Annotated in this window: 14 protein-coding genes; 6 read left to right on the forward strand and 8 right to left on the reverse strand. The window is 70.3% G+C overall.

Annotated elements, in window-relative coordinates:
• Positions 1-25 precede the first annotated feature (25 nt).
• Both ABL843_RS03075 and ABL843_RS03080 read left to right on the forward strand, forming a co-directional pair.
• The gene (locus ABL843_RS03075; protein WP_184639993.1) at positions 26-820 is read left to right on the forward strand and encodes a UPF0149 family protein; all 795 of its coding nucleotides are present in this window, start codon (positions 26-28) and stop codon (positions 818-820) included.
• A gap of 52 nt (positions 821-872) precedes the next feature.
• On the forward strand, positions 873-2,057 hold the full coding sequence (locus ABL843_RS03080) for an MFS transporter (RefSeq protein WP_184640564.1): 1,185 nt from the start codon (positions 873-875) through the stop codon (positions 2,055-2,057).
• A 103-nt stretch (positions 2,058-2,160) separates the two neighbouring features.
• On the opposite strand, the gene ABL843_RS03085 is transcribed toward ABL843_RS03080, so the two are convergent.
• From ABL843_RS03085 to ABL843_RS03095, 3 genes are read right to left on the reverse strand one after another with little or no spacing between them, the layout of a single operon-like run.
• Positions 2,161-2,484, reverse strand: coding sequence for a GNAT family N-acetyltransferase (locus ABL843_RS03085; protein WP_126022184.1), 324 nt, complete (start codon positions 2,482-2,484; stop codon positions 2,161-2,163).
• Positions 2,481-2,975, reverse strand: a complete 495-nt coding sequence (locus tag ABL843_RS03090) for a nuclear transport factor 2 family protein (RefSeq protein ID WP_184639991.1) — start codon at positions 2,973-2,975, stop codon at positions 2,481-2,483. The genes ABL843_RS03085 and ABL843_RS03090 overlap by 4 nt, the downstream gene beginning before the upstream one ends.
• A 38-nt stretch (positions 2,976-3,013) precedes the next feature.
• Positions 3,014-3,910, reverse strand: a complete 897-nt coding sequence (locus tag ABL843_RS03095; protein ID WP_126022182.1) for a LysR family transcriptional regulator — start codon at positions 3,908-3,910, stop codon at positions 3,014-3,016.
• Between the two features lie 78 nt (positions 3,911-3,988).
• On the opposite strand from ABL843_RS03095, the gene ABL843_RS03100 reads away from it, so the two are divergent.
• Positions 3,989-5,173, forward strand: coding sequence for an Acg family FMN-binding oxidoreductase (locus tag ABL843_RS03100; protein ID WP_418118931.1), 1,185 nt, complete (start codon positions 3,989-3,991; stop codon positions 5,171-5,173).
• A gap of 9 nt (positions 5,174-5,182) precedes the next feature.
• On the opposite strand, the gene ABL843_RS03105 is transcribed toward ABL843_RS03100, so the two are convergent.
• Together ABL843_RS03105 and ABL843_RS03110 are read right to left on the reverse strand one after the other, a co-directional pair.
• Positions 5,183-5,695, reverse strand: coding sequence for a CinA family protein (locus ABL843_RS03105; RefSeq protein WP_418118933.1), 513 nt, complete (start codon positions 5,693-5,695; stop codon positions 5,183-5,185).
• A 37-nt stretch (positions 5,696-5,732) separates the two neighbouring features.
• Complete coding sequence (locus ABL843_RS03110) at positions 5,733-6,260, reverse strand: phosphatidylglycerophosphatase A (RefSeq protein ID WP_184639985.1); 528 nt, start codon at positions 6,258-6,260, stop codon at positions 5,733-5,735.
• 203 nt (positions 6,261-6,463) lie between these two features.
• Here ABL843_RS03110 and ABL843_RS03115 point away from each other — a divergent pair, with 203 nt between their 5' ends.
• Positions 6,464-7,939 (forward strand): MFS transporter, encoded by a 1,476-nt coding sequence (locus tag ABL843_RS03115; protein ID WP_418118935.1) that lies wholly within the window; start codon positions 6,464-6,466, stop codon positions 7,937-7,939.
• A 10-nt stretch (positions 7,940-7,949) separates the two neighbouring features.
• Here ABL843_RS03115 and ABL843_RS03120 read toward each other — a convergent pair whose 3' ends face one another.
• Both ABL843_RS03120 and ABL843_RS03125 read right to left on the reverse strand, forming a co-directional pair.
• Positions 7,950-9,665 (reverse strand): FAD-dependent oxidoreductase, encoded by a 1,716-nt coding sequence (locus ABL843_RS03120; protein ID WP_418118936.1) that lies wholly within the window; start codon positions 9,663-9,665, stop codon positions 7,950-7,952.
• Positions 9,666-9,683: 18 nt separating this feature from the next.
• A complete protein-coding gene (locus ABL843_RS03125) occupies positions 9,684-10,727 on the reverse strand; it encodes a tripartite tricarboxylate transporter substrate binding protein (RefSeq protein WP_418118937.1) in 1,044 nt (347 codons plus the stop codon).
• Between the two features lie 97 nt (positions 10,728-10,824).
• Between ABL843_RS03125 and ABL843_RS03130 the strand changes: the two genes are divergently transcribed.
• Both ABL843_RS03130 and ABL843_RS03135 read left to right on the forward strand, forming a co-directional pair.
• The gene (locus ABL843_RS03130; protein ID WP_126022175.1) at positions 10,825-11,721 is read left to right on the forward strand and encodes a LysR family transcriptional regulator; all 897 of its coding nucleotides are present in this window, start codon (positions 10,825-10,827) and stop codon (positions 11,719-11,721) included.
• A 34-nt stretch (positions 11,722-11,755) separates the two neighbouring features.
• Entirely contained in the window at positions 11,756-12,466 is a 711-nt protein-coding gene (locus tag ABL843_RS03135) for a DUF3053 domain-containing protein (protein ID WP_418118938.1), read from the forward strand.
• A gap of 120 nt (positions 12,467-12,586) precedes the next feature.
• Here the strand turns inward: ABL843_RS03135 and thiL are convergent, their stop codons facing one another.
• Entirely contained in the window at positions 12,587-13,543 is a 957-nt protein-coding gene (thiL, locus tag ABL843_RS03140; RefSeq protein ID WP_418118939.1) for a thiamine-phosphate kinase, read from the reverse strand.
• Positions 13,544-13,566 lie beyond the last annotated feature (23 nt).

The following is a 13,566-nucleotide window of genomic DNA, read 5'->3' on the forward strand; positions in this document are numbered from 1 at the left end:
CATAGAGGGCTGCCTCGAACTTGCCATGACGACCATTCCCGACCCCATTTCGCCCTCCGACAGCACCCCCGCCGCCCGCACCCCCCTCGGTCCCGACGACTTCGACGCCCTCGACCAGGCCCTCGACGCCATGCGCGAGCACGACGAGGAAATCCCCCAGTGGGAGTTCTGCGAGGGCTTCATGGCCGCCCTGATCTGCACCCGCCGGCCCATCATGCCCTCCGAATACTGGCCCGTTTTGCTGGGCGACAGCTTCTCGTCCGCCCAGCACATGGAGTTCGTCTGGAACTGGAAGCGCCGCTGGATCGAGATCGAGGAGGGCCTCGACGCCCCCGTTGAAACCCTCGACGACGAACGCAGCTGGCAGCCCGAGGTGCTCGACACCCGCGGCGCCATCGCCTCCCTGCCCGAGGAAGAGCGCGCAGAAGTGGCCGGCGAGGCCATTCCCTCCTTCGCCCAGGTCTGGGCGCTGGGCTTCATGTACGCCGTGGAGAACTGGCCCGAGGACTGGGCCGAGCCGCGCGACAAGGACGCCGCGCGCATGCTGAACGACGCGCTGGACAACATCGTCGCCCTCACCGAGGACGACACCGGCAAGCCCGTGCTGTCGATGTACAGCGACGAGGCACCGCCCAGCGTGAGCCAGCAGCGGCTCGATGACTTCGGCGCCGCCATCTGGGCGGTGTACGACCTGCGCCAGCTCTGGAAGAGCCTCGGGCCGAAGGCCGAGACCATCCGCAAGGAAGCAACCCCTGGCCGCAACGATCCATGCCCCTGCGGCAGCGGCAAAAAGTACAAGAAGTGCCACGGTGCCACCTGACAGCGGCACCGCCGGCGATGCTGCGCCCCTGACGCCGCGCGCGGCCTGGGCGATGGTCCTGGCGCTGTGCGCCGGGGTCGCGCTGAGCCAGGCGTTCCGCACGGTGGGCGCCATCATGGCGAGCCCGCTGCAGGCCGATTTCCATCTTTCCGCACAGGCCCTCGGGATCTTCTCGGGGGCTTTTCATTTTGCGTTCGGCGCGATGCAGCTCTTCATGGGCATCGGCATCGACCTGCACGGCGTGCGCCGCACGGTGCTGGTTGCCTTTCCTGTCGCGATCGCGGGGGCGCTGCTGTCGGCGGTGTCGTCCAGCTACCTGGTGCTGGTGGCGGGGCAGGCGCTGATCGGCGTGGGCTGCGCGCCGGCTTTCCTGGTGTGCACGGTGTTCATCGCGCGGCACTTTCCGCCGGCGCGCTTCGCGACCGTGTCGGGCATGGTGCTGGCCATCGGCGGCGTGGGCATGCTGGTCACCGGCACGCCTCTGGCTTGGCTGGTGCAGGCGTATTCATGGCGCGCGGGTTTCCTGGTGCTGGCTCTCGCCGCGGCGCTGGCGTGGCTGGCGATCTGGTTCTGGGTGCACGAGCCCGCCACGGCCTCGGCGGGCAAGCGCGAGTCGGTCCCCGAGGCCATCCGCCAGTTCGGCGCGCTCTTCGCCATGCCGCACACGCTGGGCATCATGGTGCTGGGCGCCGTCACCTACGCCGCCTTCATCTCGCTGCGCGGCCTCTGGCTGGGCCCGCTGATGATGGAGCGCCACGGCTACTCGCTGGTGCAGAGCGGCAACGTGGCGCTGGCGGTGTCGGTGATCTCGCTCGTCGGCGCGCCGCTGTTCGGCCGGCTCGACCGCAGCGACGCCGTCTCGCGCCGCCGCTGGATCCTGGTCTGCGGCCTGGGCTACGCGGGCCTCTTCGCGCTCATCGCGGTGCTGCACTCGGCCTGGCTCGACATCGCCGGCATGGTGCTGATCGGCGTGCTCTCGGGCTTCATCGTCTGGCAGTACGCCGACGTGCGCGGCGCCTATCCCGCCACGCTCACCGGCCGCGCGATGGCCGTCTTCACGATGGCGATGTTCCTCGGCGTGGCATTGATGCAGTGGGGCACGGGCGTGGCCGCATCGATTGCGGCGGCGCATGGCGCCGATCCGCTCACGGCCGTGCTGGCGACCATCGCCGCGCTGCTGGTCGCGGGCATCGCGGCGTTCGCGTGGCTGCCCGCGCCGAAGAATTCTTCGGCCTGATCAGGGAACACCGCGGAACCGGCTCTGCCGGGCCACAGGCGTTGCCCCCGGTAGGGGGTGGCGTAGCGACACGAAGTGCGCGCAGCCTGGGGGCGAGCCCTGTTCAAATCTTGAAGGCGCGCTGGATGTCGGGGCGCACCAGGTCGACATAGTCGCGGTGCTTGCGGATGTAGCCCGCGATGAACTGGCACACCGGAATCACATGCAGCCCCTTGGCGCGCGCCTCTCCGAGCACGTGCTTCGCGATGCCCGAGCCCACGCCCTTGCCCTCGAACTCGGGCAGCACTTCGGTGTGGGTGAACATGATCGCGTCGGTCAGCAGGTTGTATTCGGCATAGCCGGCCAGCTTGCCGTCGAGCGTGGCCTCGTAGCGGTGCTGGGCTTCGTTGTTGGAGAAGGCGAGGGCGGTGTCGTTGGTGTTGCTCATGGCTGTCGTGCGAGAAAGGTTGCGAGGTTGGCTGCGGCGGTGGCGCGCACCTTCTTGCGCAGCATGGGCGACCAGCCGAGCAGCAGGCCCGGCGTGCCGAGCGCCTGGCGCGACCAGGTCCAGAAGGGGAAGCTGTCGCGGTGCGTGGCGATCAGCCCGTCGGGCGTGAAGGTGAAGCGCGCGTCGATGCTGTTGTCCACGATGCGGCCGGTGGCGGTGAAGCGGTAGTGCGCGTCCCAGTGTGCGCTGCCGGTGCTGTCGTCGGCCTTCACGTCGCGCCAGGTCAGCTTCCACACGTCGGCGCCCTTGGCCCTGGTGCCGCCGGCCAGCATGCGCCACATGCCGCCCACCTCGCGGCGCCCGCGCAGCGAAAAGGCCTCGTCGTCGAACACCGCGTCGGGTGCGTAGCAGGCTTCCATGGTGGGGGCGTCCAGCTTGGCGAAGGCGCTGTAGAAGCGCTCGATGGTCTGGGCATTGGTGGCTGCGGTCATGAGGCCTCTTGGCGTTGGTTGTGGGCGTGGCGCGGCGTCTAGATGGACGCGGGGATGTTGCGCGCCAGGAAATCATAGACGGCGCGGATGCGGCGGTCGGTGCGGATCTCGCGGTGCACCGCGAGCCACACCGGCAGCGACCTGATCTTCAGCTGCGGCAGCACCCGCACCACGGCGCTGTCGGTGCGCGCCAGCGATTCGCTGACGAAGCCGATGCCCATGCCCTGCCGCAGCGCCTCCCAGTAGGCGCCCATGTCGTCGGTGCGGAAGCAGAAATGCTCGCGCTGCAGCGGCGTGCCCAGTTGGGCCGACATCCGGATGATGGTGTCGATGCTGTCGTAGCCCAGCACGTCGTGCCGGTACAGATCGGAGGTCTGCCGTGGCGTGCCCCGGCGGCGCAGGTAGTCGGAATGGGCGAAGGCGCCCAGCGCGAAGCTGCCGATGCGGCGCGCCACCAGCGTGGCCGTCGTGGGCTGCGACATGCGGATGGCGATGTCGGCCTCGCGCTGCAGCAGGTTGCTGTTTTCGCTGGTCGACACCAGGTCGACCTGGATCTCGGGCAGTTCCTGGCGCATGCGCACCAGCAGGCTCGGCAGCATCTGGCGCGCGGTGGCCTGGCTGGCCGAGATGCGCACCGAGCCCGCCGTCTGCGCGCTGGCGCCCGACACGCTGCGCGACAGCGCCTGCGCGCCGCTTTCCATGGCGCGGGCCGAGTCCGCCAGTCGCTCGGCCATGGCTGTCGGCTGCAGGCCGCGGCCGGTGCGCTCGAACAGCATCACGCCCAGCTGCGACTCCAGTTCCGCGATGTGGCGCCCCAGCGTCGGCTGGCTGGTACCCGTCGCGCGCGCAGCCTTCAGCAGACTGCCGTGGTCGAGCGCGGCCAGGAATGCGCGCACCAGCCGCCAGTCGAAGCCCAGGTCGTTGTCCGCTCTCATCGGGTATTCAGTTCTGCATAGCAGTTATGGAAGCTTAAGCCATTGTTAACCGGTGGCCCGCTTTCGATAATCCGCGCAATGGATGAGCGTAGAAACTTTGTCCGGCTGCTGGGAGGCGGCGTTGTCGTGGCGGCGGGTGCGGCCGCGCTGGCGACCTGGTGGCTGAACTCGGAAGTGCCGGCCGCCGCGCTGGAGATATGGAACGGCCCCGGCGACGAGCCCGACCTGCGCAAGCGCGCGGTCGCCTACGCCGTCACCGCCCCCACCGCCTACAACCGCCAGCCCTGGCTGGTAGACCTGCGCGAGCCCGACGCCATCGTGGTGTATTGCGACCGGGAGCGCGTGCAGCCCGAGACCGACCCTTTCGGCCGCCAGGTGCTTATCGGCCATGGCGCCTTCATCGAGCTGCTGGTGATGGCGCTCGCCCAGCACGGCCTGCAGGCCAGCGTGCAGCTGTGGCCGCAGGGCGAGCTGAGCGGCGAGCCGCTGCGCTGGCCGCACATTCCGGTGGCGCGGCTGCGGCTGGCGGGCGGCGGCGTGCCCGATCCGCTCTTCGCGCAGGTGCTGCGGCGGCGCACGCCCAAGCAGCGCTTCGACCTCACGCGGCCGGTGTCGGCCGACATCCTGCAGGGCCTGGCCTCGATGGTGCCCACGGGCGGCATGGTGAGCTCGGCCGGCACGGTGGACATGGCGCGGGTGCTGCCGCTGCGCAAGCTCTGCGCCGAGGCCGCGCGGGTGGAGCTCACCACCCCCGGCACGGCGATGGAAAACCTGAGGCTGCTGCGCGTCGGGCCTCAGGAAATCCTCGCGCACCGCGACGGCTTCTCGCTGAACGACCCGGCACTGCGCATCGCCGTCGCGCTGGGCCAGTTCGACCGCCGCACGCCGGCTTCCGAGGAGAGCCTGTCGTTCCGCCAGACCCTGCAGCTCTTCGAGGACCAGGCCAACACCGCGATGGGCTTCATCTGGCTCAGCACGCGCGGCAACAGCCGAACCGAGCAGATCGCGGCAGGCCGCGCCTACGTGCGCCAGCAGTTGCGCGCCACCGACCTGGGCCTGGGCATGCACCCGATGAGCCAGCCGCTGGAGGAATTCGCCGAAATGGCGCCGCACCACGCCGCCGCGCACGACATGCTGCTGGGCACCGCGCCGCCGCGCGACAGGCGCAGCCCCACGGTGCAGATGATGTGCCGCCTCGGCTATCCGATGGCGCCGGTGCCGCCCGCGCCGCGCCGGCCGCTGGCCGACTTCATGACGGCCTGAATTCCAGGCTCAGCGCGCGAGCAGCAGCTCGACCAGCGTCTGCAGCGAGTGGTGCACCGTCGCCGCGCGCACCGTGGCCCGGTCACCATCGAAACGGCGGCGCTCGGCGCGCACCGCGCCATCGACCGACCAGCCGAACCACACCGTGCCCACCGGCTTGTCCGGCGTGCCGCCCGTGGGGCCGGCCACGCCGGTTACGGCCAGCGCCACGCGCGAGGGCGGGGAATGCGCGATTGCGCCTGTGGCCATGGCCCGCGCCACCGGCTCGCTGACCGCGCCGTTCGCGGCGATCACGCCGGCGTCCACGCCAAGCAGCTCGGTCTTGGCCTCGTTGGAATAGGTGATGAAGCCGCGCTCGAACCACGCGCTCGAGCCCGCCAGGTCGGTGCAGGCCGCGCCGATCAGCCCGCCGGTGCAGCTCTCGGCGGTGGCCAGCATCCAGCCCTTTTTCTGCAGCAGCTCGGCCAGCACCACGACGAGTTCGGGCGTGTCGTGGTCCGCGAGGGCTTTCTTCAGTTGCATGGGAGAGGAGAAGGGGAAGAAGAGGAATCGATGATGCTCACCACGCGCGCCACAGCGCGATGACCAGCAGCGTGCAGAAGGCCGCCACCAGGTCGTCCAGGATGATGCCGAAGCCCGCGCGCCACCAGCTCACGCGCACGGCGTCGCGCTGCTTGAAGAGCGCATCGGCCCAGGCCACCGGGCCGGGCTTGGCGGCATCGAAGTAGCGGAAGAGCAGGAAGGCGACGGTCTGCGCGAGCAGGCCTGCGGGGGTCACCAGCCACAGCACGATCCAGAAGGCGATCACCTCGTCCCACACCACGGGGCTGGGGTCGGCCACGTTCATGTCGCGCGCGGTCACGGTGCAGGCCCACCAGCCGATGGGCAGCGAGGCCGCGATGATCCAGCCGATGGTGGCCGTCGTGAACCACAGCTGCATCACCGAGAACGCCACCCAGGCCCACAGCGTGCCCACCGTGCCGGGTGCCAGGCGCGAGAGGCCCGAACCGAAGCCCAGCGCGATGAAGTGCGCGGGGTGGGACAGCAGGAAGCGCAGCGTGGCGCGGCGCATCGGTGGTCGGGGCATGGCGCCGGAAGTCGTGGTGGACGAGGAGGAAGACGGGGACGAAGTATTGGGGGAAGCGGCTTGCATCGGGAAAGGAGTGTCGCGCATCCGGAGGTGGGTCGGTCCGGTGATGTTTTATTTATCAAAGCAATAGCTTGTTTAATTTGTTGGCGGCGCCTAGTATCCGGGCTCGTTCCGCTTCTTCTGGCCTTCCGGCCTGCGCCATGGCTTCCGCGTCTTCTCCTTCTTCCTCCTCCTCTTCTTCCGCCGCCCTGCATCCCCCGTCCTCCACCGCCGCCTGGAGCGAGCTCTTCAGCGGCCGCAACGGCTGGCGCGCGCTGGCGCTCACGGGCGGTGTCGCGCTGCATGCAGTCAACGTCCACATCGTGACCACCGTGCTGCCCTCGGTGGTGCGCGAGATCGGCGGGCTCGACTGGTACGCCTGGAGCACCACGCTCTTCGTGATCGGCTCGATCCTCGGCGCCACGCTGTCGGTGCGGCTGCTCGCGGTGCTGGGCCCGCGCGGCGCCTGCCTGGCGGCACTGGCGGTGTTCGGCGCCGGCTCGGTCGGCTGCGCGCTCGCGCCGGCCATGCCGTGGATGCTGGCCGGCCGCACGGTGCAGGGGCTGGGCGGCGGGCTGCTCGCGGCGCTGAGCTACGGGCTGATCCAGCTGGTGTTCGAGCAGCGGCTGTGGCCGCGCGCAGTGGCGCTGGTGTCGGGCATGTGGGGCGTGGCCACGCTGTGCGGGCCGGCCGTGGGCGGGCTCTTCGCGCAGGCCGGGCATTGGCGCTGGGCCTTCTGGTTCCTGCTGCCGGTGGCGGCGGGGCAGGCGCTGCTGGTGCTCGTGCAGCTGCGGCCGTCGATGGGCGTGAAGCACGAGCGGCCCGCCGCCGCGCCGCGCGTGCCGGCATTGCAGATCGGCCTGCTCGCGGCCTCGGTGCTCGCCATCGCGGCCAGCGGCCTCGTGCCCGACCTGCGCTGGCAGGCCGCCGGCGTGGCGGCGGGGCTGGCCATCGGCTTCGCTGCCACCCGCATCGACAGCCGCGCCGCCGTGCGCGTGCTGCCGCACGGCGCCTACGCCGTGAGCGCGCCGCTGGGCGCCATCTACGCCAGCGTGGCGCTGCTGCTGATCGGCAGCACCACCGAAATCTTCGTGCCGTACTTCCTGCAGCTGCTGCACAGCCACTCGCCGCTGGCGGCGGGCTATCTCACGGCCGCGATGGCGGGCGGCTGGAGCGCGGGCTCGCTGCTGTCTTCGGGCCGCACCGGCGCGGGCGCCGACCGCATGCTGCGCGCCGGACCGGTGGCCTGCACGCTGGGGCTGCTGGCGCTCGCATGGCTGCTGCCTTCGCCGGGTGAGATGGACGCGGGATTCGAGACCGTGCTGATCGCCATCGCGCTGGCGGCCGTGGGGCTCGGCGTGGGCATCGGCTGGCCGCACCTGATCACGCGCGTGATGTCGCTGGCGCCGAAGGGCGAGCAGGGGCTGGCCTCGGCCTCGATCACCACCGTGCAGCTCTACGGCATGGCCGTGGGCGCGGCGGTGGCGGGGCTGGTGGCGAACGCGGCGGGGCTCAGCGTGCCGGGCGGCGCTGAAGGGGCGAAATCGGCGGCCGTGTGGCTGTTCGCGGGATTCGCGTTCGCGCCGGCCGCCGCGGCATGGCTCGCGTACCGCGTCGTCGCGCGGCGCAGCTGGTGAAAGCAGTAGCTCAGGCCACCACGCCTTCCCAGGCCAGCGCCTTGCGGCGCGCGCGGATGCGTTTGCCCTCGCCGCGCAGCATGCCCACCAGGTCGTAGACCTCGGCCGGCAGGTGCGCGCCGCGCCAGGCCACGTGCTGGTCGGCGCGGCACAGCACGAGGCGGTGGGTGTAGGCCTTGGGCACCTCTTCCGTCTCGATGTCGAGCACGGTGAGCGGCATGTTGTAGGCGGCGGCGGCGCGTTCCAGCGGGCGCACGTCCACGCTGCGGTCGAAGCGCAGCATGGTGTAGCCGGGGCCGAAGGCGTCGTAGAGCGAGCGGCCGTCGGCCAGCCAGAAGTGCGGCGCGCGGCAGCCGGGCACGGTGGAAGGCGTGAACTCGCCCATGGAGTAGGGCGGCGCCATGTGCTCGCCGTCCGCGATGATGATCGGCGAGCCGCTGTAGAAGTAGCCGAAGTTCAGGCCCCCGCAGCAGAACTGCTGCACGTTCAGCTCGTAGGCCTCGTGGCCGATCTCGGCGCGCAGCGCGTCGCCGGCGGGGCCGGGTTCCTCTATGTTGTGCGGCACGGCGCGGCGCGCGCGGATCATCTTCTGCGCGTGGTTCATCGCGAAGTTCGACACCTGCTCGGTGATCGGCAGGCGCTCGGCCTCGTAGGCGTCGAGCATGGCTTCGTCGCCCCAGCCCTGCACCACGGCGCCCAGCAGCCACGAGAGATTCAGCGCGTCGGCGATGCCCGCGTTCATGCCGTAGCCCGCGTAGGGCACCCACAGGTGCGCCGCGTCGCCCGCGAGGAATACGCGGCCCTCGCGGAAGCGGTTGGCCACGAGGCGGCGGCCGATCCAGTCTTCCTTGCTGATGATCTCGTACTCGAAGTCGGGGCCCACGCCGAGGATCTCGCGCAGCGAGCGGTCGCGATCGACCGAATCGAACTCGGGCTCCTCGGCGTTCAGGTGGTTGTGCACCAGCCAGGTCTCCCGCCCGTCGATGGCGAACATCGTGCCGCAGCGGCGCGGGTTCATCGCGTAGTACGACCACGCCGGCTTGCCCGGAATCAGCGCGCGCAACCCCGGCGCGCGGATGAATGTGGACTGCACGCGCTGGATCACCGCCGTGCCCTCGAGCTTCGCGCCGATCTGCTTGCGCACGGCCGATGAGCCGCCGTCGCAGCCCACCATGTAGCGGCAGCGAATGCTGCGCGTGACGCCGCTGTCCATGTCGGTGGCGATCGCGGTCACGCCCGTGTCGTCCTGCGTGAAGCCCGCGAACTGCGTGCGGTTGAGCAGCTGCACGCCAGGCAGCGCGGCCGTGTGCTTCAACAGGATGGGCTCCAGGTAGATCTGGTTGATGCGGTGCGGCGGCTCGGGCGTGGGCCACCATGCGTCGGGGCCCTCGGTCTCGGTGTAGCGGTCGCGCCGGCACGGAATGGGAATGCGCGTGAGCTCCGTGCCGGTGACGCTGGTGCGGAACACCACGTCGTTCGGGTAGTCGGCAGGCAGGCCCGCATCGCGCAGCTTCTGCGCCACGCCCAGGCGGCGGAACTGCTCCATGGTGCGCGAGGCCACGTGGTTGCACTTCACGTTCGGCGGCTCTGCGAAGCGGCGCGTCTCGCAGATCGCGACCGAGACGCCGCGCGAGGCGAGGTCCATGGCCAGCGTGAGGCCCACCGGGCCGGCGCCGATGATCAGTACGTCGGCTTGCAGTGCGCGGGTGTGGTCGAGGTCGGTCATGTTCTGGCGGCGGTGTCGTCAGTCGAGCCGGATGCGGGCGGTCTGGATCACCTTCGCCCACTTCTTCGTCTCGGATCGGATGTAGGCCTCGAAGGCCTCGGGCGAGGTCGGCGCTGGCTCGGCACCGAGGTTGCGCATCGTGGCCTTGATCTGCTCGTCGCCCAGCGCCGCGTTGATCTCGGCGTTCAGCCGCGCGACGATGGGCGCCGGCGTGCCTGCGGGCGCGACCACGCCGAACCAGCCGGTGGAGTCGTAGCCGGGCAGGCCGGCCTCGGCCACCGTGGGCACCTCGGGCAGCATCGGCACGCGCTGCGCGCTGGTCACCGAGAAGGCGATCAGCTTGCCGGCCCTGATCTGCTGCAGCGAGGCGGGCAGGTCGACCAGCGCGAGCGGAATCTGCCCCGCGATGGCGTCGAGCGCCGCCGGGCCCGAGCCGCGGTAGGGCACCTCGACGAACTTCACCTCGGCCATCTGCGCGAAGAGCGCCGCCGACAGGTGCATGGCCGTGCCGTTGCCGCCATGGCCGATCGAGAGCGTGCTGGGGCTGGCCTTGGCCAGCGCGATCAGCTCGCGCTGCGTGCGCGCGGCGATGGAAGGATGTCCCACGATCACGAAGGGCGTGGCCGCGACCATGCCCACGGGCTTGAAGTCCTTCACCGGGTCGAAGGGCATCTGCGGATAGAGGCTCACGTTGGCCGTCAGCGCGCCCGCCGCGCCAAGCCCCAGCGTGTAGCCGTCGGCGGGCGTCTTTGCCACCAGAGAGAGGCCGACGTTGCCGCCCGCGCCGGGCTTGTTGTCGATGACCACGGGCTGGCCCAGCTTCTCGTTGAGCCGGGGCACCAAGAGGCGCATCACCGCGTCGGCGCTGCCGCCGGGCGGGAAGGTCACGACGAGGCGGATGGGCTTGTTCGGGAAGTCCCCAGCGGGAGGCTGGGATGGCGGTGGCGAGGACGAAAGCGTTTGCGCGAAGCTCCTGCCGCCGGTCAGCGCCGCGCCCGCCGCGGTGAGCAGCAGCTGCCGGCGAAGCGCGCTCTTCCCGGGGGCAAGAGGTGCAGCGGCCATCAGGACTCCTTGAATGTGATGTGTCTTTTCGATGATTGAACGATGGGCGGATTCATTCGTAAATCAAGAAATTTCTAATGAAATATCATCTTTGCTGATGAATGCGAACTTCAGTCCTACGATCCGCCAGCTGCGCGCGTTCCTCGCCGTCTACCAGCTGAAACAGCTCAGCGCGGCGGCCCAGCGGCTGTTCGTCACGCAGTCGGCGGTGAGCATGCTGATCCGCCAGCTCGAGGAGGGGCTGGACACCCGCCTCTTCGACCGCACCACGCGTTCGCTCAAGGCCACGGCGGCGGCCGAGCAGATGGTGTCGACGGTCGAGCGCATCCTGCGCGACGTGGATTCGCTGTCGAACGACTTCCGCGAGCTGGCCGCGCTCGAACGCGGCCGCGTCACGCTCGCCATCACGCCCACGCTCGCGGCCCTGCTGCTGCCCGATGCCATGCGCGCCTTCAACGAGCAGCACCCCGGCGTGCGCGTGCTGGTGAACGACTGCGCGCCCGACCAGTTCATCTCGCGCATCATCGGCGAGCACGTGGACTTCGGCATCGGCACGCCCGAGCGCCCCGGCGCGGAGGTCGAGGTGCAGCGCCTCATGCGCGACCACCTCGCCGTGGTCTGCCGCGAAGACCACCCGCTGGCCAAGCCCCGCGTGGTGCGCTGGAGCGACCTGCGCGGCCACCCCGTCATCACCGTGCGCCCCGGCTACGGCGTGCGCCCGCTCATCGACGGCACCGCCGCCGAGGCGGGCGTGGCGCTCGACGTGGTGAACGAGGTGTCGTTCCTCTCCACCGCCATCTGGATGACGGCAGCCGGCATGGGCGCGTCGATCATGCCCTCGGCCTTCGCGCGCGCGGAGGCCGACTCCTCGCTGGTCATCAAGGTACTGAGCTCGCCGCGCGTGGCGCGCGACATCTCCATCGTCACCAAGCGCGGCCACTCGCTCTCGGCTGCCGCGCGCGCATTCATCGACGCGCTGAAGCGCTCCCTATAATTTTTCCGGAACAACTACAGAGGGGGCCCGGCCCATGAGAACTTTCATTCAACGTCTCGGGGCCATGTCGCTCCTCGTCGCCTTCAGCCTCGCGCTGGTGGCCTGCGGCAACAAGGAGGCCGAGCAGCGCAAGGCCTTCATCTCCTTCCTGCAGACCCGAGTGCTCGACAAGCCCGGCCTGCGCGTGCCGGTGCCCACGGCCGAAGAGAAGGCCTCGTTCGGCGACTACGCGCAGCACTACGCGGTGATCACCGACTTCAACGAAGGCATGAACAAGTCGGTGAGCCAGCCCATGACGCAGATCATGGCCAAGGGCGCGCTTCGCTCCATCGCCGACCTGCCCGCGCGCCGCGACGACCTCAAGGCCGCCAAGGACGGCCTCGGCGGCCTGCGCACCGCGCTCGACCAGCAGTCCGCCAGGGCCGACGCCGCGCACGCGCAGCTCAAGCAGCCCGACGACCTGAAGCAGGTCTACGACAAGGCCTACGCCAAGACCGTGACCACGCCCTCGGCCACCTTCAAGGAAGTGTTCCCCGCGCTCGACACCGTGTTCGACAGCGCGCTGGCCATCGGCGACTTCATGGAGAAGAACAAGTCGAAGATCCAGATCAGCGGCAGCAGCGTCGCCGTGACCGACCCGACGGTGCAGGCCGAGCTCAACAAGATGCTGCAGCAGCTCAACGGGCAGTCGGCGGCCATCAACGCGGCTCAGCAGAAGATGCAGGCCGTGGTGCGCGGAGGATAGGCTCTCCCCCAGGCTGCGCGCACTTCGTGTCGCTTCGCCAACCCCCTTCCGGGGGCAACACCTGAGGCCCGGCAAAGCCGGTTCCTCGGTGTTTCCCGAAAGAGAGGGATTGCAGGAAAACTAGACGAAATGATCGAACGAGCCGAAGCGCTGTGACACCGGCGCGCCGGCCGCGTCGACGATGCGCAGGCCGGCGTCGGCCTCGATGCGGCCGATGCGCGTGACGCGCGTTGAACTGTCCATGCCTGCCTGCCCGACCGCGTTGCGCGCCGAGGCGGGCGCGGTGAAGACCAGCTCGTAGTCGTCGCCGCCCGAAAGCGCGCAGGTGCGGCGCAGCTCCTCGCCCAGGTTGCCGGTGTCGACCGAGATCAGCGCGGTGGCCGCGTCCACGTCGAGCGTGGCGCCCACGCCGCTCGACGCGAGGATGTGGCCCAGGTCGCCGATCAGCCCGTCGCTCACGTCCACCGCCGAAGTGGCGATGCCGCGCAGGGCCTGCCCGAGCGCCACGCGCGGCGTAGGCTGCTCCATGCGCCTGCGCGCCGTATCGAAGGCGTCCGCCGGCAGCACGATCGTGCCCCGGAACACTTCGAGCGCCAGCCGAGCCTCGCCTGGCGTGCCGCTCACCCAGATGTCGTCGCCCGCGCGCGCGCCCGAGCGCAGCAGCGCCGCGCCGGCCGGCACTTCGCCGAACACCGTGATGCAGATGTTGAGCGGGCCGCGCGTGGTGTCGCCGCCTACCAGCTCGCAGCCGTGCGCGTCGGCCAGCGCGAGCAGGCCGCGCGAGAAGCCTTCGAGCCACGGCTCGTCCACGCCGGGCAGCGCCAGCGCGAGCGTGAAGGCCAGTGGCTTCGCACCGCAGGCGGCCAGGTCGCTGAGGTTCACCGCCAGCGCCTTGTGGCCCAGCCGGGCCGGCTCGACGGTGGAAAGAAAGTGCCGTCCCTCGACCAGCATGTCCGAGGAAACGGCGAGCTGCATGCCCGCGGCCGGCGCGAGCAATGCGCAGTCGTCGCCCACGCCCAGCGGGGAGCGCTTGGCGGGGCGCTTGAAGTAGCGTGCGATCAGGTCGAATTCACCCATGGGGGTGAGAGCATAAGCGCTGC

The sequence above is a fragment of the Variovorax sp. 350MFTsu5.1 genome (genome assembly GCF_048302515.1).
GTDB lineage: Bacteria > Pseudomonadota > Gammaproteobacteria > Burkholderiales > Burkholderiaceae_C > Variovorax > Variovorax guangxiensis.

What these genes read in the sequence shown, in the direction of transcription:
- ABL843_RS03080 (WP_184640564.1), top strand. Translation starts at nt 873, where the DNA reads ATGGTCCTGGCGCTGTGCGCCGGGGTCGCGCTGAGCCAGGCGTTCCGC.
- ABL843_RS03090 (WP_184639991.1), bottom strand. Translation starts at nt 2,975, where the DNA reads ATGACCGCAGCCACCAATGCCCAGACCATCGAGCGCTTCTACAGCGCC.
- ABL843_RS03125 (WP_418118937.1), bottom strand. Translation starts at nt 10,727, where the DNA reads ATGGCCGCTGCACCTCTTGCCCCCGGGAAGAGCGCGCTTCGCCGGCAG.
- ABL843_RS03085 (WP_126022184.1), bottom strand. Translation starts at nt 2,484, where the DNA reads ATGAGCAACACCAACGACACCGCCCTCGCCTTCTCCAACAACGAAGCC.
- ABL843_RS03075 (WP_184639993.1), top strand. Translation starts at nt 26, where the DNA reads ATGACGACCATTCCCGACCCCATTTCGCCCTCCGACAGCACCCCCGCC.
- ABL843_RS03115 (WP_418118935.1), top strand. Translation starts at nt 6,464, where the DNA reads ATGGCTTCCGCGTCTTCTCCTTCTTCCTCCTCCTCTTCTTCCGCCGCC.
- ABL843_RS03105 (WP_418118933.1), bottom strand. Translation starts at nt 5,695, where the DNA reads ATGCAACTGAAGAAAGCCCTCGCGGACCACGACACGCCCGAACTCGTC.
- ABL843_RS03120 (WP_418118936.1), bottom strand. Translation starts at nt 9,665, where the DNA reads ATGACCGACCTCGACCACACCCGCGCACTGCAAGCCGACGTACTGATC.
- thiL (WP_418118939.1), bottom strand. Translation starts at nt 13,543, where the DNA reads ATGGGTGAATTCGACCTGATCGCACGCTACTTCAAGCGCCCCGCCAAG.
- ABL843_RS03135 (WP_418118938.1), top strand. Translation starts at nt 11,756, where the DNA reads ATGAGAACTTTCATTCAACGTCTCGGGGCCATGTCGCTCCTCGTCGCC.
- ABL843_RS03095 (WP_126022182.1), bottom strand. Translation starts at nt 3,910, where the DNA reads ATGAGAGCGGACAACGACCTGGGCTTCGACTGGCGGCTGGTGCGCGCA.
- ABL843_RS03100 (WP_418118931.1), top strand. Translation starts at nt 3,989, where the DNA reads ATGGATGAGCGTAGAAACTTTGTCCGGCTGCTGGGAGGCGGCGTTGTC.
- ABL843_RS03110 (WP_184639985.1), bottom strand. Translation starts at nt 6,260, where the DNA reads ATGCCCCGACCACCGATGCGCCGCGCCACGCTGCGCTTCCTGCTGTCC.
- ABL843_RS03130 (WP_126022175.1), top strand. Translation starts at nt 10,825, where the DNA reads ATGAATGCGAACTTCAGTCCTACGATCCGCCAGCTGCGCGCGTTCCTC.